The organism is Desulfobacterales bacterium (genome assembly GCA_021647905.1).
Lineage (GTDB): Bacteria > Desulfobacterota > Desulfobulbia > Desulfobulbales > BM004 > JAKITW01.
On the sequence record JAKITW010000058.1, the window covers coordinates 1 to 18,812 of the forward strand.

At 54.9% G+C, this 18,812-nt stretch carries 16 protein-coding genes; 6 read left to right on the forward strand and 10 right to left on the reverse strand.

Annotated elements, in window-relative coordinates; translation table 11 throughout:
* Positions 1 to 356: 356 nt before the first annotated feature.
* The 8 genes from L3J03_09180 to L3J03_09215 form a co-directional block, all read right to left on the reverse strand.
* On the reverse strand, positions 357 to 617 hold the full coding sequence (locus L3J03_09180) for a hypothetical protein (protein ID MCF6291147.1): 261 nt from the start codon (positions 615 to 617) through the stop codon (positions 357 to 359).
* Between the two features lie 3 nt (positions 618 to 620).
* Positions 621 to 1,409: a hypothetical protein gene (locus tag L3J03_09185; protein MCF6291148.1), complete on the reverse strand. Its 789-nt coding sequence runs from the start codon at positions 1,407 to 1,409 to the stop codon at positions 621 to 623.
* 196 nt (positions 1,410 to 1,605) lie between these two features.
* The gene (locus L3J03_09190) at positions 1,606 to 2,316 is read right to left on the reverse strand and encodes a hypothetical protein (protein ID MCF6291149.1); all 711 of its coding nucleotides are present in this window, start codon (positions 2,314 to 2,316) and stop codon (positions 1,606 to 1,608) included.
* Positions 2,317 to 3,074: 758 nt separating this feature from the next.
* Positions 3,075 to 3,380 carry a type II toxin-antitoxin system MqsA family antitoxin gene (locus tag L3J03_09195; protein ID MCF6291150.1) on the reverse strand — a complete coding sequence of 102 codons (306 nt, stop codon included), beginning with the start codon at positions 3,378 to 3,380 and terminating at the stop codon, positions 3,075 to 3,077.
* A 39-nt stretch (positions 3,381 to 3,419) separates the two neighbouring features.
* Positions 3,420 to 3,746 (reverse strand): type II toxin-antitoxin system RelE/ParE family toxin, encoded by a 327-nt coding sequence (locus L3J03_09200; protein ID MCF6291151.1) that lies wholly within the window; start codon positions 3,744 to 3,746, stop codon positions 3,420 to 3,422.
* Between the two features lie 12 nt (positions 3,747 to 3,758).
* Positions 3,759 to 4,502: a transposase gene (locus L3J03_09205; GenBank protein MCF6291152.1), complete on the reverse strand. Its 744-nt coding sequence runs from the start codon at positions 4,500 to 4,502 to the stop codon at positions 3,759 to 3,761.
* A 142-nt stretch (positions 4,503 to 4,644) separates the two neighbouring features.
* Positions 4,645 to 4,944, reverse strand: coding sequence for a type II toxin-antitoxin system RelE/ParE family toxin (locus L3J03_09210; protein ID MCF6291153.1), 300 nt, complete (start codon positions 4,942 to 4,944; stop codon positions 4,645 to 4,647).
* The gene (locus tag L3J03_09215) at positions 4,941 to 5,168 is read right to left on the reverse strand and encodes an addiction module protein (protein ID MCF6291154.1); all 228 of its coding nucleotides are present in this window, start codon (positions 5,166 to 5,168) and stop codon (positions 4,941 to 4,943) included. The genes L3J03_09210 and L3J03_09215 overlap by 4 nt, the downstream gene beginning before the upstream one ends.
* Before the next feature lie 1,473 nt (positions 5,169 to 6,641).
* Between L3J03_09215 and L3J03_09220 the strand changes: the two genes are divergently transcribed.
* Together L3J03_09220 and L3J03_09225 are read left to right on the forward strand one after the other, a co-directional pair.
* Complete coding sequence (locus L3J03_09220; GenBank protein ID MCF6291155.1) at positions 6,642 to 6,845, forward strand: type II toxin-antitoxin system VapB family antitoxin; 204 nt, start codon at positions 6,642 to 6,644, stop codon at positions 6,843 to 6,845.
* Positions 6,842 to 7,210: a type II toxin-antitoxin system VapC family toxin gene (locus L3J03_09225; GenBank protein MCF6291156.1), complete on the forward strand. Its 369-nt coding sequence runs from the start codon at positions 6,842 to 6,844 to the stop codon at positions 7,208 to 7,210. Before L3J03_09220 ends, L3J03_09225 begins: the two co-directional genes overlap by 4 nt.
* 295 nt (positions 7,211 to 7,505) lie before the next feature.
* Here L3J03_09225 and L3J03_09230 read toward each other — a convergent pair whose 3' ends face one another.
* Positions 7,506 to 7,670, reverse strand: a complete 165-nt coding sequence (locus tag L3J03_09230; GenBank protein MCF6291157.1) for a hypothetical protein — start codon at positions 7,668 to 7,670, stop codon at positions 7,506 to 7,508.
* Here L3J03_09230 and L3J03_09235 point away from each other — a divergent pair.
* The gene (locus tag L3J03_09235) at positions 7,658 to 9,376 is read left to right on the forward strand and encodes a PAS domain S-box protein (GenBank protein ID MCF6291158.1); all 1,719 of its coding nucleotides are present in this window, start codon (positions 7,658 to 7,660) and stop codon (positions 9,374 to 9,376) included. The two genes, L3J03_09230 and L3J03_09235, sit on opposite strands and share 13 nt — an antisense overlap.
* A gap of 211 nt (positions 9,377 to 9,587) precedes the next feature.
* Here L3J03_09235 and L3J03_09240 read toward each other — a convergent pair whose 3' ends face one another.
* On the reverse strand, positions 9,588 to 10,034 hold the full coding sequence (locus tag L3J03_09240; protein MCF6291159.1) for a universal stress protein: 447 nt from the start codon (positions 10,032 to 10,034) through the stop codon (positions 9,588 to 9,590).
* Between the two features lie 409 nt (positions 10,035 to 10,443).
* Between L3J03_09240 and L3J03_09245 the strand changes: the two genes are divergently transcribed.
* From L3J03_09245 to L3J03_09255, 3 genes are all read left to right on the forward strand, one after another.
* Positions 10,444 to 12,690: an amino acid permease gene (locus L3J03_09245; protein MCF6291160.1), complete on the forward strand. Its 2,247-nt coding sequence runs from the start codon at positions 10,444 to 10,446 to the stop codon at positions 12,688 to 12,690.
* Positions 12,691 to 12,755: 65 nt separating this feature from the next.
* Positions 12,756 to 15,095, forward strand: coding sequence for a patatin-like phospholipase family protein (locus tag L3J03_09250; protein MCF6291161.1), 2,340 nt, complete (start codon positions 12,756 to 12,758; stop codon positions 15,093 to 15,095).
* 87 nt (positions 15,096 to 15,182) lie between these two features.
* Positions 15,183 to 18,524: a UvrD-helicase domain-containing protein gene (locus tag L3J03_09255; GenBank protein ID MCF6291162.1), complete on the forward strand. Its 3,342-nt coding sequence runs from the start codon at positions 15,183 to 15,185 to the stop codon at positions 18,522 to 18,524.
* Positions 18,525 to 18,812 lie beyond the last annotated feature (288 nt).

Consider the following 18,812-nt stretch of genomic DNA (forward strand, 5'->3'; position numbering starts at 1 on the left):
TGCCGAAGTTGTTTCAAATTCCGCTTTTGCCGTCACGGCTGCGGCTCAGGGTCCGCTACACCGTTCGGTATAAGAAAACCCCTTTCCCGGTCCAACCTCAAACGTACGGAGTTTACCGAAACCTTACCTTGCCCTTAACGTAAAGCCTGCGCACCGGCGCGCCCTGCCCTTGGAAATCTAACGTTGTTTTCAAATTTGTCGGTCTCGCAACAACCTGCGAGACGGACGTGTATCATGTTGTAACTTGTTGATTTTATTGGGTGGCATTTGAAGCCTTTCGGGTTGTTATGAGTTCATCAAATTTAACATGATTTTCTTTCATTCCTGCCAGGGTAAGATTTGCAAGGAGTAATCGGTTATAGTGGCTTCAGATACCTAATCAGCAGTTTTAACGCCACCCCGCCCAGTTTCTCAAAATTATCCTGGAGTGCCGCCAGCTTTCTTTGCTGGGAGGCCGCGCTGTTCACAATATCGATAATCTCCTTGTAATGTTTCTTATCTACTTTTCTAGGCAGCAGTTTTACAATTGCCGGCTCAGTCAATGGCCCGAGTTTTGCCAGCTCACCGGCCAGTTGCTCGTTTGTCAATTTGGCTTCTTCAGAAAAGTCATATCCCATTTTTTATCCCTCCCTATTGAGGATGTATTCGAGTTTCTCTTTTGCTTGGTTCATTTTTTCAAGAAAGCTCGCAGCCGCCTGGTCGGCATTCTCGGCCGTATTCAGAGCTGTTGCAGCGCCGTCACTGAGTGTTACCGCTGTGTTAATTACTCTACGCTGGGTCTCCAGGACCCCCATCTTTTCAAGTACAGCATCACGCTGCTCAACCAGTTTGACGGTTGAGGCAAGGTACCCTTTAATCGCAGCGTTGCCCTGTAAAAGGTCCGCATACCCCTGGCGTAACTGATCAAGTACAAATGCCTCCTGCTCATCAATGGGTTGAAGCAGTTTTCTGCGTTGCCCATTGATCTGCTCTTGTACAGCCGTGGAAAAATCAAGGAGTACCATCCCCAGGGAGGCATCCTTTTCAGTACTGAGTTTCCTGATGGCTTCCCTGATCGCCTCCCTTACTTCGGCATCTGCGACATTGTCAATCTTGACCGTGTTCTCCCAGTCCAACGCGGCAAGTTTATATGCCTTGTCCAGGTCGGCCCGGAACTTTCTACTCTCTTCTCCCGTACCTGAAATCACATTGGCAAGAAATTGCGGAGTCCACTTTTGCTCCATGAAATGCTCTGCTTCATCACGAAGTTTGGCATAATACAGGGAAACAAATTGTTCATGGGATGCCTGCATTTCGGAAATCTGCTGACCAACAATATCCGCAAGTTCAACGGTCTGTTTGGGTGCGGTTACGCAACCGCTTAAGGTCAGCACCAGGCCAATGGCAAGAAACCGTAAAGCCCATCTCATGGCAGTCCTCCTTTTATGAAATGATTGTTGTACAGGATCAACTCTTCAATTTTGCGATTACCTCGGTTGCCCCAAGAGTTTAAATGAAAGTCGTGCCGGACGAAGCCCGCTGTCCGGGAAAATTTTCATTGCTGGTTGTGGCGGCGGCCCAAGAGTTATGGCTCAGCCATGCTGGTTCGTTTAACAGGTTATCAACTTAATAATCTAACTCCGTTGCTCGCATGACCGCGGCGGCCAGCTTTTGCCGGACATCAATGATCCGCTCGGCGGTGTGCCTGCTTTTCCTCTTTTTGGACTTTTCGTTCTGATTGTCCGTTCCGTGCCCGGCAGTTCCCTGTGGTGTCTGGGCGCTGTCTTTTTTCCCGTCCGGCGTGTGCGGAGAGCCCTGCTTCGTTGTATGTCTCCCCTTCTTCTTATCGTATATGAAACTGGCATGGACAGACAGATACCTGCATAGCTGAGGTATCTTGGAAACGTATATGAATTCCTGGCAGATTCCAGGTTCTACAAAAAAACGGTCACCGGTATTCTTGAGATTCAGCACCTCTTCTTTTTTCAGCACCACATTGGGGAAGTCGAGCCTTTTCCCCATATCTTTACCCTCAACCTTGAGATAGCTCAATTTCTTGTCATTCTCATTTATTGATCTTACACGCAAAGTAATGCTCTCAAAATCCTGTCGGACGTTACCCTTGTTGTGGGCCTTGATCCTGAACTCGCCCAGATACTCCTCTCCCACCGGGCCGAAAATATTACAGTCCACGTCAAACTCTATCTGCGGGTAATGGGTCCTTTCTATTTTGAACCTGGCCCGTGCCCACAAAAATCCAAAGGCAGCTGCAGATGCTGTTACAAGACTTGCCAGTGCGCTCACCCCACCCAGAAAAGAACCCATCCCCGAACCCATGTCATCTCCTTGTCTCCCTGCCATATCAGTTATTTTGCGGGCAGGAGAAAAAAGTTAAGCAACGGTTTAAGGATTAATAGCCGGATTATCAAGTCCGCTTGATTTCCAAAAGCCGTCCCACGGCTCAACTTCACAATAGGTTCCGCTACTCCTGACTCCGATCAGTTGACACAAAAACACAACAGGATTGCAAGAAAAAAGAATGCCAGGTTTATGCTAGGTTTTTACCAGGGAGAAATATCAGGGTGTGACAGGTAACCCTTGTCAGGAACGGGTTTGCAGCCGGTTGAGCCTTGGTGGGAAAGACGATCTTGTCATCACAAAAAAACTACTCGGTAAAGAAGATATCCACCGAGGTCCGCATGGTGGCGCAGGTGGCCAGGGCAGCGTGGATCTTGGGGATTTCAAGGCATCGACCAGGACCTGGTCGATCTCCTTGCCCTGGTCATAGGCGACAAAGCCCTGCTGGCAGAAGAAGGAGGGAGAGGTGCAACCCAAAAACAAGGTAAGCTCTCACAGGGAAAGGAGTGTACTCGACAGGTGGTCGCGCCACCCTGTGAGTGGTTACTAAATACTTGTGCCGGTATCCTCGGCCTTAATGCCTTCACCTCGGACCAACCGCCCAGTGACCGGACCAGGCGGCGGCGGACGGCGCGGTAGCTCAGGGGAACCGCCTAGTGCGGACCCGCTTGCTAGGTGGTGTGGGGGCCGGGGGAGAAAGCCCCCGGCTACCCGATTATGCCAATTCTCGTTTATTTTCACACAAGGACTTCAATACCCTTTCTTTCAATAAGATCTAACAACTTTTGAGATGCGCCAGTAGGTTTTTTGTTGCCCTGTTCCCATTTTTGAACTGTTGAAGGGCTGATGTTGAATATACTTGCCAGAGCCGCTTGGCTAAGCCTGAATTTCTTTCTGATTGAAACGATTTTTTCAGGCGTATATTCCTTGACATCAGGAAGACACAGATTGGAAATGTTTCTCATCGTTATGTCATCAACCAAGCCGCTTTTATTTAAATCCTTAACAGTATTTGTGATTGATTTTGCGATGGATTTTCTCATGACTTCACCTCTATAAAATCTCCAGCTTTCAGGGCTAGTTCAATTTTTTTCTTCCGATAGCCCAAGCAAAATTTTCGAAAATTCCTTTAAAGCGTAAAGCTCTTTTTTTGACAAATTTGACTTTTCGTTCTTTGCGAATCCATGAATATAAATGGCTCGATCATTGGTCTTGTAACATATGATTGTTCTCCCACTGCCACTTTTGCCCTTGCCCTCAAACCGGATTCGTTTTTTATAAATGTGGCCGCCAAGGTTTGCCTCAAACTTACCCTCTTGGATTTCTCGCAATGCTTTGAATAGCTCGTTCTTTGGGATATTCTGCTTTGCCGCCCAATTTGAAAAATGTTTTGTCATTAAATTGAGCATGAATATACTATATCACCCGGTACTATACTTTTCAAGATTATAGTTCAATTGGTGACGTTCATTTTTGAGGCAATCGAGATAGACCAGCCAGTTACCTGACCGCCCTCTCACAGATCCCTGCGTGCGGTATTCCCGCACCTCGGACCAACCGCCCAGTGATCGGACCAGGCCGCCGCCGACAAGATCGGGACGGCGTCCCTGTCCCACCCCGTCCGCGACAAATTGCCGATAGGCCGACCGGGCCGCCTTCTCCTTTTTTCCAAATCGGCGTAATACATAATCACGGTCCTGCCAGTCGTTTGAATAACGGCCCATGATAACCCCGTGGCCGCTCCAGCGGTATCGATCAAGGCCAAGTAAACTCTTTACAAGACCGGCCCGTAAAGGATTGAGATGGATATACCTGACCAGGTCCAGGAAATAGGTTTCTTCTTCACAGACTATGGATTTGTATCGATTCTGGAATAGATGCCCGTGACGGCGATGGCGATTATTATAGGAAATCGCATAACCGATGAGAAGACGGCGCATATACCGGGAAAGACCAAACTTACTGCTTCTTAACAAAATATGGGCGTGGTTTGTCAACAATGCCCAGGCGTAGATACTTGTACCGGTATCCTCGGCAATCTCGCCCATCCGAGAAACAAAATCTTCCCGATCCGTCTTGTCATCAACTATATGGCGCTTGTCGATACCCCTTATGATGACATGGTGCAAAGTTCCCGGTGCATCTAATCTTGCTTGACGGGGCATATGCTGTTTCCTCCAATATTATTGCGCCTAACTTTGCCACTCACTGCGGCGGTTCGGCAGAAATCAGGCGCGGGCCAACGACCTATCCGCGTCAGCGCCGCCACGCTTTTTCCCGTCGCCTGAATTAATTTGATATGCGCTTTTATTTTATTATTCGAGCTTTCCAATAGCCAGGCTTACGGCTCAAATGCATCACAGCTTGAATTACAATAGAATTGTTTCCTTCGATTGTGTAGTAGATTCCGAATGGAAAGCGCTTTATGAGGTATCGGCGGACATCCTCCTTGATTGGTTGCCAGGCTTGAGGATAATGAAGAATTTGGTTTATGCCATTTTCAACTTGGGAGACAAAGCCGGTTGCGAGGGAAACTGAAATTTCGGCATAATATTGAGTTGCTTCAGCATACTCTTGAAGAGCATCAGGATGAAAATGATAATTCATTTTTCAATCATGGCCCTTACTTGAGCTAAACCTTCTTCGCCATTTATTGGCACGACTTTTCCAGTACGAATTTCATCTCTTCTTTTTTTAACTTCCGCCAAATGACTTTTGGTCACTTGAGGATCTATGTCATCCTCAATGCTTGCTACAAGTTTTTCGGCAAGAATCGCTTTGGAATCGTTAGGAAGTATTTCAGCTTCTGAAAATATTTCTTCGAGTGACATTGGCATAATTATCACCTCCTTTTTTAATATAATTTATTGGCTGCCTTCGACACAAGGTAAAGATGCCAATGCGCTCAATTTTGTTTTCTCGCATATCGCTGGGGTGAGGGGCGCGGCCTATGACGTGGCCGCTTCAGCGCCGCAGAGGTTCCCCGCGTCCCTCTCCACCCCTTTGTTGTGTGCCGGGCACGGCACACGTTCTTAAGGGTGAGTCCATCATAGCAACTCGGGCTGTGATTAACAAGTCCTCCCGTTCGCGGGGATGGAGGCGAAGGGTGTACGCCAAAGCGCCAAAGGGGACGAAAGCGCCAAAGGGGACGTTATGTTGCGAGTTTGATTATGTTGTGAGTTTGCAATGGGTTGATCATATACTTTCAGGTTTTTTTCACATTTCTTTTTTTCCTCATTTTCTTTAGACCTGCCGGTCGGCAGGTCTAATTTTCTTCTTTCATTTACTTCGATGTAATTCTGATCCGACGTTACGGTGTTCTGGAGGAACATCATGGCGCGGACATTTACTTGAATCTGTTGCCGACACATTCTGCCGGCCAATCCCAGGTGTAAAGATCAAGGGTATTGCGGCAGGGCGGCTTGCCAGCGGGAACGAAAACGTCGATGGCAGGCGCGCAAAATGGCCACGGATCCAGACTACCGCAAAAACCAGCGTACGGCCTACAAGTCCTGGTACGAATGTAATCCGGACTACTGGCGGCAACGACGGCGGGCAAAACAGCAGGACACCGTGGGCCCGTCTGCCTTATTCAAAAACATCAAATCAACCGGACGTGTCAAAATGGACACGTTAAAGCCTGTTTTATACGTAAATTCGGGGAAATACATGCTTGTGCCCATGAATGTCAAAATGTGGACAGGGGGACGCCCTTAATATTTAAATATTTAAAAAGTCTTTACACTGTTTACACTGTGCTACCATTGTTTCATGCCACGCCAAGCCAGAATAGACGCCCCAGGGGCATTGCACCATATCATCTGCCGAGGGATTGAACGCCGCATGTATTTTCTGGAACTGGTCAGGTATATCCATCTCAATCCTTTACGGGCCGGTCTTGTACGCATTTAGGAATATTCTCCTCTTCCGCCTCAACCGCTGATCTTTTTTTTAAGACAGGAAATACATGAAAAAAATTTGTCTTTTGACCTGCATAACTGTTTTCAGTTGGATCGGATGGTGGTTAGGAGATCATGTTGGTTTGATGACCGCTTATCTGGCTGGTTTTGTCGCTAGTCTGCTGGGTGTTTACGTGGGTTGTCGTATTAATCGGGATTATTTGAGTTGATGACGGTCAACATGCATGGCAGAGGGGGGACACCCTATATTCCCCCTATGACGAGATCGCCCTCGGAGTCTGCGCTTACCTGTCTTTGGCCAGTATTTATGTCATGTTCACTTCAAGGTTATCTTCAAAAAATATACAGTTGACATGTATGCATATATGATGCATCATCATACATATGAGAACAACACTTAATATCGATGACCAAATATTGGAAAAAGCCTCTCTTCTGACAGGTATCAAAGAGAAAACATCCTTGGTGCGACTTGGCCTCGAAGCATTAATTGCAAGAGAAAGCAGTAAACGTCTTGCCAGGCTTGGTGGCACGGAAAAAGAGTTACGTTCCATTCCCAGGCGCAGATCAACAAAAAAACAATCATGATCCTTGTTGATACTTCAGTTTGGGTCAACCACCTCCGAGCTGGCGAGCAGCATTTAGAAAAATTGCTGTTCGATGGGGATGTGGTTTGCCATAGTCACATTATAGGTGAACTCGCCTGTGGCAACATAAAAAACTGTAAAGAAATTATATCGTTACTACAATCCATCCCAACCTCTCCACAAATTGAATTTCAAGAATATTTATATTTTGTTGAAAAAAACAAATTATATGGCAAGGGAATTGGATTTGTTGATATTCACCTTTTAGCTTCAGCCCAACTAGGCCAAATACCTTTATGGACAAAGGATAAAAGGCTGAAGGCTGCTGCCAGCGAACTCGGATTGAATTACAGAAAAAAAAGATAATCGGGTCTTCCCGCGCAACCGGCTTTGTCTCCCGAATTGAGAACGGCATCAACCAGATTCTTCTTAATCCTCAAGCCTGGCAGCCAATCGAGGAAGATGTCCGCCCCCTGAAAAACACCGCCTAAGACCTCATCCGAAACAAACATTTGCCGCGGAACAGCAAAACTTGTCAGGGGCTCCGGCTTTTTTTTGTTTGCGTGCAACCCCCGGGCCGATATTTGGCGGTTGACGGTTTTGTCAAAAGGATTATAAGCTGATATCCGGAGCCTTGGACATCCGGCTGCAACGCTCTGACTTATGGATAAACCAGTGATGCCCGCTGGTTCATCTGTCCGGAAATCCGGCCGCTTGCGTTCTGGCGGCCCCGGCCGGCGGCCAGGGTCTTGCCGGTGAAAAAAAGAGGATCATTGGAGGCCGGCCGGTCGCGCCGCCGGTCCTGGAGAACCGATGCCGTCCGCACCCGAAGACAGGTATACCAAAAAAGAACTCCTGGCCGAGCTGAAAAAAATCCGCCGGCAACTTGCCGAGTGCCGTCACCAGCCGCGCAACGAGCAGGAGAAATACCAGCGGTTCCTGGAGGCATCGCCCGACCCGGTGATCTTTGTCAACGCCTCCGGCAACATCGCCTTTGCCAATTCCCGGCTGGAGCAACTGTTCGGCTACGGCCCGGAAGAACTGAACGGCCGTGACCTGGATATCCTGATTCCGCCTTCTGATCGCTGGCGCCATCGCCGGCTGCTTGCCGATTACTTTAAAAATTCCCGCCTGCGCTCCATGGGCAGCGGAGTGGAGGCCACGGTCCTGCGCAAGGACGGCACGGTTTTTCCGGCCGACATCAGCCTCAACATCCTTGAGACCGGCAACACCGCCCTGGTAGCCGGCGCGATCCGGGATATTACCCGCCGCAAGCAGAACGAGGCAAAGATCGAGCGCAACTATCATATCCAGCGGGTGATCAGCGCGGTGCTCAAGATTTCCCTGGAGCCGCTTACCCTGCGGGAGAAGCTCGGGAAGATGCTGGAGCAGATCGTTTCGGTGCAGCGTTTTTTCCTGGAAAAAAAGGGGGTCATCTCCCTGCTGGACCCGGATAACCGTGAACCGGACCTGCAGATACGGCACGGTTTTTCCGACCAGGAGGAAATTCCCTGTCACCGGGTCCCACCCGGCAATTGTCATTGCGGCGGAGCGGCGGATGGCGGCCGGATAATTTTCAGTGCCGCCGATGCTAACGGCGATGAAAAGGACCGGTGCTGTCCCGGGTCCGCCGGCCATTACTGCGTGCCGGTGGTGGCCGGCGACCAGCGACCGCTGGGGATGCTTAATGTTTTTGTCAGGGACGGCCACCGCCGCGGCGCGGAAGAGGAACGTTTCCTGGCCGCGGTGGCCGACACCCTGGCCGCGGTGATCGAACGGCACCGGTCGGAGCGGGAAAAACAACTTCTCCGGCAGCAGTTGGTCCAGGCGGAGAAACTGGCGGCCCTGGGCCGGATTACCGCCAATATGGCCCACGAGATCCGCAACCCGCTGACCACGGTGGGAGGACTGGCCCGGCGATTGGACAAGGCGATTCCGGCCAGCGGCCGGGCCAGGGAATATACCGAGGTGATTATCAACGAGGTGGAACGGCTGGAACGTATTCTTTACGAGGTCCTGAGCTTCTCGGATACCAGCCTGCCGGCCTGCCGGGAGCTGGAGATCACCGCGCTGCTCGACGAGGTGCTTGCCGGGTTTATATCCGCCGGCCGCACCCGGGGCGTGGAGATCGTCCGCGCCTTTCAGGTCGCCCCCAGGATGTCGGTGGACGCTACCCGCCTGGGTGAGGCCCTGGAACATCTGATTGCCAACGGACTGGAGGCCATGCCGGCCGGCGGCCGGTTGGAGGTGATTACCGGGCAGGTGCTTGATCAGAAACGGGCCTGGCTGGCGATTCGTGTCCGCGACAACGGTGAAGGCATACCGGCCGCAAGCCTGCCGCTGATCTTTGAACCATTTTATTCAACCCGGCGACCCGGCGCGGCGACCGGTCTCGGGCTGTCAGTGGCCCGCAAGATCGCCGAGGATCACGGCGGCCGTCTCGAGGTGGAAAGCGAGCCGGGCCGGGGCTCGATGTTTTCGATGCTGCTGCCCCTGGAACCCCTGCCGGCCGCGCCCGGTGACGGGCGATGAGTTCACCGCCCCATGAGCCCGTGAGCCCTTTCCAGGCAGGAGGCGGGCCGAGCCCGGACCCGTGGGTGGTAAACGCTCACAGGCGGCACATTTTCGCACCATCCTTCCTGGACGAACCCGCACCACCTGTGATCGTTTACAGACCCGGGGCAATGATGCCGCGGAGTCAGCTGTTCCGTGATCGGTTGTCCGGGCCATCGGCCGGCCGATGTTACCGGTACGGGTTGATCGTCACCACCGGGCAGGGAGCGGTTTTGACCACCTTTTCCGCCACACTGCCGAACAGGACCCTTTCAAGCCCCTTGTAACCATGGGTGCCGATGACGATCAGATCCACGCCTTCACTCTTGGCAAAGCTGTTGATCTGTTCGGCCACGTCACCGTAGAGGATTTTGCTCGTATGGGCAACGGACTCATCCAGGTTCTCTTCGAGAAAACTTTCCATCTTGTGTTCCGCGCCCCGCAGTAGATCCTTTTCCAGTTCAGCAAACGAGATATGGGGAATGGAAAGGGCCGAGTATTTTTCAAGATCCTCAACAACATAAACAACCACGAGACGGGCCGCGGATTTTTCAGCTTCGCTCACCGCGTGCCGCAGAATGATCTTCGCGTTTTTAGAAAAATCAACAGGGACTAATATCGTCTTTATTTGACTCATAAAACCCTCCTCTTTTCATCATGAAAAAAAATATTATGGATTTAGACGGATATTTAATCTTTTTCCGCTTTGGTTTCTCGGTTTCAGGTATTCTGGTTCTTGGGAGCACCTCCTTTGAGTTTTGTCAATTCGTTTGTGGTTTCCGCCCGCCCGCCTCTCATGGCCGGTCTCTCCCGTGGGCAGTGCCGGTCATAACAATTACCGATCAGGGCCGGGGCAGGAGACAGGCGGTTTTATACTCCTAAGGAATAGCAGGGATTTCAAAAAAAGCAAGCCGGGAGATGAGGGCGCGGTCCCGGGGAGTCTCCCGGGAAAATCTTTATCTGTTCCGGAATCATAATGATTCGGCTATGTTTTCAGGAGGAACAGATCCGGAAGGAACCAAGCGGACCAGAAGACCAGGGCGGATATGAGCCAGACTCCAGCCAGGAACCGAAACCTGTTCAGCACCTTTGGCGGCGTATTCACCCCGGCCATTCTCACCATCCTTGGCGTGATCATGTTCATGCGCGCCAACTTCGTGGTCGGCCGGGCCGGGATCATCGGCGCGGTAATCATCCTCCTGATCGCCAAGTCGATCACCCTGACCACCACCCTGTCCATCAGCGCGATCAGCACCAATATGCAGGTCAGGGGCGGAGGCTCCTATTTCCTGATCTCCAGGGTGCTGGGCCCGGAGTTCGGCGGTGCCATCGGTATTGCCCTTTTTTCCGCCCTGGCCCTGTCGGTGCCCTTTTACATCCTTGGTTTTACCGAGGCCCTGGTCCTTTCTTTTCCGGCCCTGGCCCCTTATTTTCAGGCCATCACCCTGGGCACGGCCCTTTTTTTGTTTTCCCTGGCCTGTTTCGGGGCCGGCTGGGCCATCCGGCTCCAGTATCTGATCATGATCTTTCTCTTTCTGGCGGTGGCCGTCTTTCTCGGCGGCGCCCTTGTCCGTTTTTCCCCCGAGGTCTTTGTCCGCAACCTGTCGCCGTCCTACACCGCGCCGGTCCCGGACGGGTTGGCCGGAGTGCGGTTTTCGTTCTGGACCATTTTTGCGATCTATTTCCCGGCGGTCACCGGTATTGACGCCGGCCTGAACATGTCCGGCGACCTGCGCGACCCGGGCAGGAGCATCCCCCGCGGCACCCTGGCCGCGGTGGGCGTGGGTTTTCTGGTCTATCTTGCCCAGATGATCCTCTGCGGCGGGGCCTATCCCCGCGAACAGCTGATCACCATGCCCTATGAACTGTTGCACGATAACGCCCTGTTCGGCTGGACCATCCTGGTAACCCTGGGGGTGGTGGCCGCCACCCTGTCCAGCGCCCTGGGCAGTTATCTCGGGGCGCCGCGGGTCCTGCAGGCCATCTCCCGGGACCGGCTCCTGAATTTTCTGAGATTTTTCGGACAAGGCAGCCCCGGGGCAGACGAGCCCCGGCGGGCATTGTTGCTTACCCTGGTGATCACCATCGCGGTCCTGCTCTGGGCCGGCAATGAGAGCGGCGGCGCTTCGCTCAATGCGGTGGCCGCGGTCATCACCATGTTTTTTCTCTACAGTTACGGTATGATCAACCTGGCCGCCTTTACCGAGGATTTTGGCGATAATCCGTCGTTCCGGCCCCGGTTCCGGTTCTTCCACTGGGGCTCGGCCCTGGCCGGTGCGGTGGCCTGCCTGGCGGTTTCTTTCCTGATCAACTGGCCGACGGCCATTGTCGCTGTTCTGCTTATAGCCGCGTTGCTCTGGTTTCTGAAAAAACATCATCTGCGGGCCACCTTCGGGGATGCCCGCCGCGGGTTTGTCTTCCAGTCGGTACGCAACAACCTGCTCAAACTGAGAAGTCTGCCCGAAGATCCCAAAAACTGGCGGCCGGTGATCCTGGCCTTTTCCGGTACCCCCGAGGAAAGGGAGACCCTGATATACTTCGCGGTCTGGCTGGAGGCCAGGCGCGGCCTGGTCTACCTGGCCCATATCCTGGTCGGTGATTTTGCCGAACTGGCACCCCGGCGGCCGGCCGCGGTCCGCCGGTTGATCCGTTTCTGCAATGACAAGGAGATCGATGCCTTTCCGGTGGTGGTGGTCGCCGATACCGTGGAAAAAGGGGTCACCATCCTGCTGCAATCAACGGTGACCGGCCCGGTCTATCCCAATCTTGCTTTGCTGGGCTGGTCCAAGAACGCCGGCCATCTGAGTTCCTATGCGACCCAGCTCAGGACCGCGGCCGGCCTGGGGATGAGTCTGGTGCTGCTTGAGTCGGAACAGGCCCCGGATCCGGAAAAGGAAAAACGGATCGACATCTGGTGGCGGGGCCAGAAAAACGGCGATCTGATGATGCTCCTGGCCTACCTGCTGACCAGTAACTGGCAATGGAGCCATTCCCGGGTCCGGGTGTTGCGGGTGGTTGAAAATGAAGCGGGCAGGGAACCGGCCCGCATGGCCCTGGAGGAGTTGATCGATAGGGCCAGGGTGGAGGCCGCGGCCGAGATTCTGGTCAGCAGGGAGAGTATTGTCGATATCGTCCATGACCGTTCCCGGGATGCGGATTGCGTTTTCCTCGGCTTTGACATTCCGGCCCCGGAACTGGAACGGGAGTGGTTCCGGATGTATGGCCGGTTCGTCAAGGGGATGCCCACCGTGGTCCTGGTGAATTCACGGGGACATGAGGGGCTGCTTGCCTGACAAGGGCGGGTTTCTACGGGTTCGGTCTCAGAGTAACGGCACATCTTGCAGAGGAGGATAAAGAGATGGGAAAATCCGGCACTGAGAAACTGTTTTCAGCCGCGGAGGTGATGGCCGCGGAGAGATGCGGGATCATCAAGGCAAGGGGCGGCGATCCGGAAAAAGAGGCTGGACCTCTCTATGGCCTGGCCATCTCCGGCGGCGGCATCCGCTCGGCCTCCTTTGGGCTCGGCGTTCTCCAGGGGCTGGTGGGAACAAAAAAAATCTCCAAAGGTATCCTGCACAAAATAGACTACCTGTCCACCGTGTCCGGCGGCGGCTATATCGGCTCGGCCCTGACCTGGTTTCTCCACCTGGGCAAACTTGACCGGAACGGGAAAAAGAGCGTTTGTCTCGGCACCGAGCCGAGGGATTTTATCTTTGGCCGCAAAGGAGAGGGTGCCCGGCAGGAAGAGGGATACAGGAACCGGATTCTTGACTTTATCCGCCAGCATGCCTGCTATCTGACCCCGGGCAAGGGCCTTGACCTTGTTTCCGCGCTCGCCGTGGTCGCCCGCAGCATGTTTGTTTCGCTGTTTGTCTATCTTGCCCTGATCACCTTTTTCATGTATCTGCTCATCGGTCTGGTGCCATGGCAGCTTGACCTGTCGCGCCATCTGCATTGGCTCTGGTGGCCGCGATTTTCCAGTCTCTATCCGGTGTTGCCTGATTTTCGCCTGTTGCTGCAAGCCGCCTATCTGCTGCTGCTGGGGCTGGCCCTGTCCAGTTTGCTTTTTTCCCTGAGAACATATCCCTTCCTGTCGCGCCTGTTGCGGCTTTTGTCCGATCGATTCCCCTATAAGATATTGATCGACGAGCAGAGAATCATCGGCTGGTGCTGGAAAATGCTCGCCGGACTGGTCCTGATCGGCTCGGTGCCCTATGTCTATTCATTGCTTGATGATGTCTGGGCCAAGCTGACGGCCGTGGGGCTGCCCGGTATTTTCGGCACGGTTGTCGGTTATTTCCAGTCCCAAAAGCAGGGGACCACGGACCCGGAAGGGAAGGGCAACAGGCTGCTGGTTGCGGCGGCTGTCTGCGCCCTGCTCTATGGCCTGGTGCTGGCCGGGTTCATCCTGGCCTGGGAGGTGCTGCCGGTCGAGTCATGCGGCTGGTATATCATCTTGCTGGGCCTTGCCGGGACCGCGGTCGGTTTTTTTGTCAACATGAATTATGCCGGACTGCACCGGATGTACCGGGACCGTTTGATGGAGACCTTTCTCCCCAATCCGGAGAATGTGGAGAGCGGTTTCTGGGGGCCGGCCACCCGGGCGGACAAGGCCCTGCTGCGCGATATGTGCAAGGATGGGCCGGGTGCGGACAGCCGGGACGAGGATAAGATAAAGCGTCCCTACCACCTGATCAATACCAACCTGGTACTGGTGGATTCTGGTAATCATAAATATCGGGGCCGGGGAGGTGACAGTTATCTTCTTTCTCCACTCTATTGCGGCAGTGATGCGACCTGCTGGCGCAAAACCGACCGGTACATGAATCTGCCCACTGCCATGGCCATCTCCGGGGCCGCGGCCAATCCCAACAGTGGGGTGTCGGGTCGGGGCGCGACTCGCAGTCGGCCGGTCTCAATCCTGATGACCCTTCTGAATCTCCGGCTGGGTTATTGGCTGCCGAACTTTAACTACCGGACGAAAAAAGAGGAGTCTGATAAGAAAAAAACAAACATTTGCGCGAATGGACAAGGGAAGAGGCGGCTGGATCTGGCCCCTAATTATCTGGCCCCGGGTCTGTTCGGCGCCATATTTGCCCCGGACCACCGTGAAGGGGCCCTGTTTCTGGAACTCTCCGACGGCGGCCACTTTGAGAACCTGGGGATCTATGAGTTGATCCGCCGCCGGCTGGACCTGATCATCGTCACCGACGGCGGGGCGGACCCCAGGTTTAAATTCGGTGATCTCGCCAATGCGGTGGAGCGGGTTCGGGTCGATTTCGGGGCCAAGATAACCTTTTGGGAAGATTGCGACTTAAACGGCCTGCTGCCCGGCTCGGAGACAGGCAGCCGGTTCAGGGAGAAATTCAAGCTGGCCCGGCGCGGCCACGCCATTGCCGATATTGATTATAATCCCGCTGATCCGGGCAAGGAAACAGGTACGCTGATTTACCTTAAAACCACGGTCACCGGTGGTCTGCCCGCGGATATTTACGGCTATAAGGCCGAGCATCCGGAATTTCCCGACGAGCCCACGTCGGATCAGTTCTTTGACGAGGCCCAGTTCGAGGCCTATCGTGAACTTGGCTATCAGCTCACCACGGACATGCTTGAGGATGAACTACTGATAGCGGCCCTGGAGCGAGTGGGGCTGGCCGCAACAGAGACCCGGGCCGTGGCCGGACTTGAACGGGCTTGACCTGGCCGTTGTCCCGTTCTATGGTGCTTTCTTGATCATAACCGATCGGCTTGGCTTGACCCCCTTCCGACAAGCTGGACATTATCCATGCGCTATATTGCCGACCTCCATATTCACTCACCCTTTTCCAGGGCAACCAGTAAGGCGAGTACCCTTGTCGGCCTGGCGGCCTGGTCCCGGGTCAAGGGGATCAACCTGCTCGGCACCGGTGATTTCACCCATCCCGGCTGGTTTGCCCGGATCAGGGAAGAGCTGGAACCGGCCGAGCCCGGATTTTTCAAGCTCAATGGCGCGGCCCGGGGTGCGGTTGATTCGGTGCTGCCTCAATCGGCCGGCCCTTCCGGCCCGGGCGCTGATTGCCGGTTCGTGCTTACCGCTGAGATCAGTTCCATCTACAAGCGGCACGGCAAGGTGCGCAAGGTGCATAACCTGCTGTTCGTGCCTGATCTTGAGGCCGCGGCCCGGATCAACACCCAATTGGCCGGTATCGGCAATATCCATTCCGACGGCCGGCCGATCCTGGGGCTTGATTCCCGCAACCTGCTGGAGATCCTCCTGGAACAGGCGCCAGAGGGTTTCCTGGTGCCGGCCCATATCTGGACCCCCTGGTTCTCCATGTTCGGTTCCAAGTCGGGTTTTGACAGCATTGAGGAGTGTTTTGACGATCTCGCCCCCCATGTCTTTGCCCTGGAGACCGGTCTCTCCTCCGACCCGGACATGAACCGGCTGGTATCGGCCCTGGACCGGTTCGCGCTGATCTCCAACTCTGATTGCCACTCTCCTGGAAAACTGGGGCGGGAGGCCAATATCTTTGACACTGACTTTGATTTTTATGCGATGCGCAACAGCCTCAAGGACCCGGGCCGCGGATTCCTGGGCACCATCGAGTTCTTTCCCGAAGAGGGCAAGTATCATTATGACGGCCACCGTAAATGCAAGGTCTGTCTGGATCCGGTGGAGAGCAGAAAATTAAAAAATATCTGTCCGGTCTGTCAGCGGCCGCTGACCATCGGGGTGATGTACCGGGTCATGGAACTGGCCGATCGCATTGAGCCTGTTTATCCGGACTCGGCCCCCGGATTCCACAGCCTGATCCCCCTGGCCGAGGTCTTAAGCGAACTCCTGGGCCGGGGTCCGGCCACCAAGGGGGTCATGGCCCAGTACTGGCGGGTTGTCTCGTTGTTCGGCTCTGAGTTTCAACTTTTTTTAGAAACAGATGTAGAGGAGATCAAGCAGAGATACTCGCCGGTGCTTGCCGAGGCGGTTGCCCGGATCCGCGCCGGCCGGGTGATCCGCAACTCCGGTTATGACGGTGAGTTCGGGGTGATCACCGTGTTCGCGCCCGGCGAGCTTGACGAGATCCGCGGCCAGCACAGCCTGTTTGCCGCAAGGCCGCGGCAGGTCTTAAAAAAAAAGAAAAAAATAACCGCTGAGCTGCCGCTTTTTGCAATGGCGGAATCTTTGTCGCCACAAGCGCCGCCCCGGTCCGGCCGGGATTTGAACCCGGAGCAGGAGGCGGCGGCAAGTTGTCCCGGCGGCAAGATCCTGGTCCAGGCCGGCCCGGGCACCGGCAAGACCCACACCTTGATCGCCCGGCTGGCCCGGTTGCTTGGTGATAATACAAAGAATCCGGCCCGGGTGGCGGCGATTACCTTTACCAACCGGGCCGCGGACGAACTCAGGGAGCGGTTGCGGGGCCGGGCGGGCGCCCGGGCCGAACAGGTATTTGTCGGCACCTTTCACGGGTTTTGTCTGCACTGGCTCCGGCAGCGGACTCCGGATCTGGCCGTGGTCGGCGACCAGGAAAGGGCGTTGTTGTTGCGGATCCTGTTCCCAGAGGCGGGAAGCAGGGAATTGCACGCAACGGAGCAGGCTATTGCCGCCTATTTCCAGGACCTGACCCGGTCCGGCCCGATAACCCCCCAAGGCGCGGTTGTTCCCTATCTTGACCGCCTGACCGAACAGCAGGGTATTGACCTGGACGCGGTCATCCCGACCTTTGTCCAGAGGCTCAACAAGGAGCCGGAGTTCCGCCAACAGGTTACGGACCGGCTGTCATACCTATTTGTGGACGAGTTCCAGGACCTGAACCAAAGCCAGTACCAACTGGTGCAACTCTTGGGCAAAAATACACAGATCTTTGCCATTGGTGATCCGGACCAGGCCATCTACGGTTTCCGCGGCAGCAGCCCGCAATTTTTCTATAAGTATCTGACAGAGGACCGGGCCCGCCGGATTTCGCTGGTCCGCAACTATCGGTCCGCGGCCGTGATTCTGAGCGCGGCCGGGGCGGTGATCAGCCACAATCCCTGCCCAAACGGAGTGCCCCGCCGGCCGCTTGTGCCCGTATCCGGCCGCAAGGCTGCCATTGAATATTATCAGGCCCCTTCGGTCAAGGCAGAGGCCGAGTTCGTGGTCCAGCGGATCGAGGAGTTGCTGGGCGGGATCAGCAGTTATTCCATCAACACCGGCCGGGGCGGCGACCAGGATGTTGGGACCGGCTTGTCCTTTGGCGATATCGCGGTGCTTTACCGCTCCTCGCAGCAGGCCGGACCGTTAAGTGAGGCCCTGACCCGGCGGGGGATCCCGATCCAGGTGGTGGGGGTGCGGCCGTTTTATCTTACAGAGGCGGTGCGGCCGCTCTATTACTGGCTGCGGGCGGCCGTGGTCGAGGAACTGTCGATGAGCGCCCCGGAGTATCTCAACCTGCTCCGTGAGCTGCCGGGGATCGGCGCGGCGTCGTTGAAAAAACTAGAGGCCCGGCTGGGCCTGGGCGATATTGCTGATTTTTTTGAGCGGGCCGCAACCTGTAACCTGCCGGCCACCGCCCGCTCGGTGCTGACCGGTCTTGAGCAGAATCTTTGCCGGTTTCGCGGCCAGGTGGCGGAGAACGGCCCGGTCCCCTTGTTAAACCGGGTTATAAAGGAGTTGGATATTGATCCGGACCAGGCCGAGGTGGCGCGGTTCCTGGAGCTTGCCGGGTCGTTCGGCAGCGATTTAGGCGCTCTGGTCCGCTATCTGAAGCGCAATGTTGCCGGCACGGTCTATGATGACCAGGCCGAGGCGGTGGCGCTGATGACCCTGCACAAGGCCAAGGGGCTGGAGTTCCCGGTGGTGTTTATCACCGGCCTTGAGGAGGGGGTGTTGCCCTGGTTCTCTGCCAGTCAGGAAGAGGCAGGGGAGGGGGATATCGAGGAGGAGCGGCGGCTCTTCTATGTGGGGCTCACCCGGGCCCGCCGGTCGCTGGTGCTGACCGGCTCCGCCAGCCGGACCATTTTCGGCGGAACCCATGATCAGCAGCCTTCCCGTTTCCTGGCCGAGATCCCGGAGGGGTTGGTAACCCGGGTGGCCCGGCCCGGACCCAGGCGGAAAAAACCGGCTGCCCGGCAGATGAAGCTTTTTCAGGAGGTAAAGCCGGTAGAAGGGTAATTTTTCAATGACGGTTTGATCGAGAAGCTGCTGCCCTGGAAGCACAAATCCGGCTTTTCCGTGCATAACGGCGTGCGCCTGGCCAGAGATGACGAGGCGGGCAGGGAGGCGCCAGCTCAGTACATCATCCACAGATAAGCGAGTATGCGGGACTTCAAGATGTAAGGTTTCGGTAAACCCCGTACGTTTGAGGTTGGACCGGGAAAGGGGTTTTCTTATACCGAACGGTGTAGCGGACCTTGAGCCGCAGCCGTGACGGCAAAAACGGAATTTGAAACAACTTCGGCA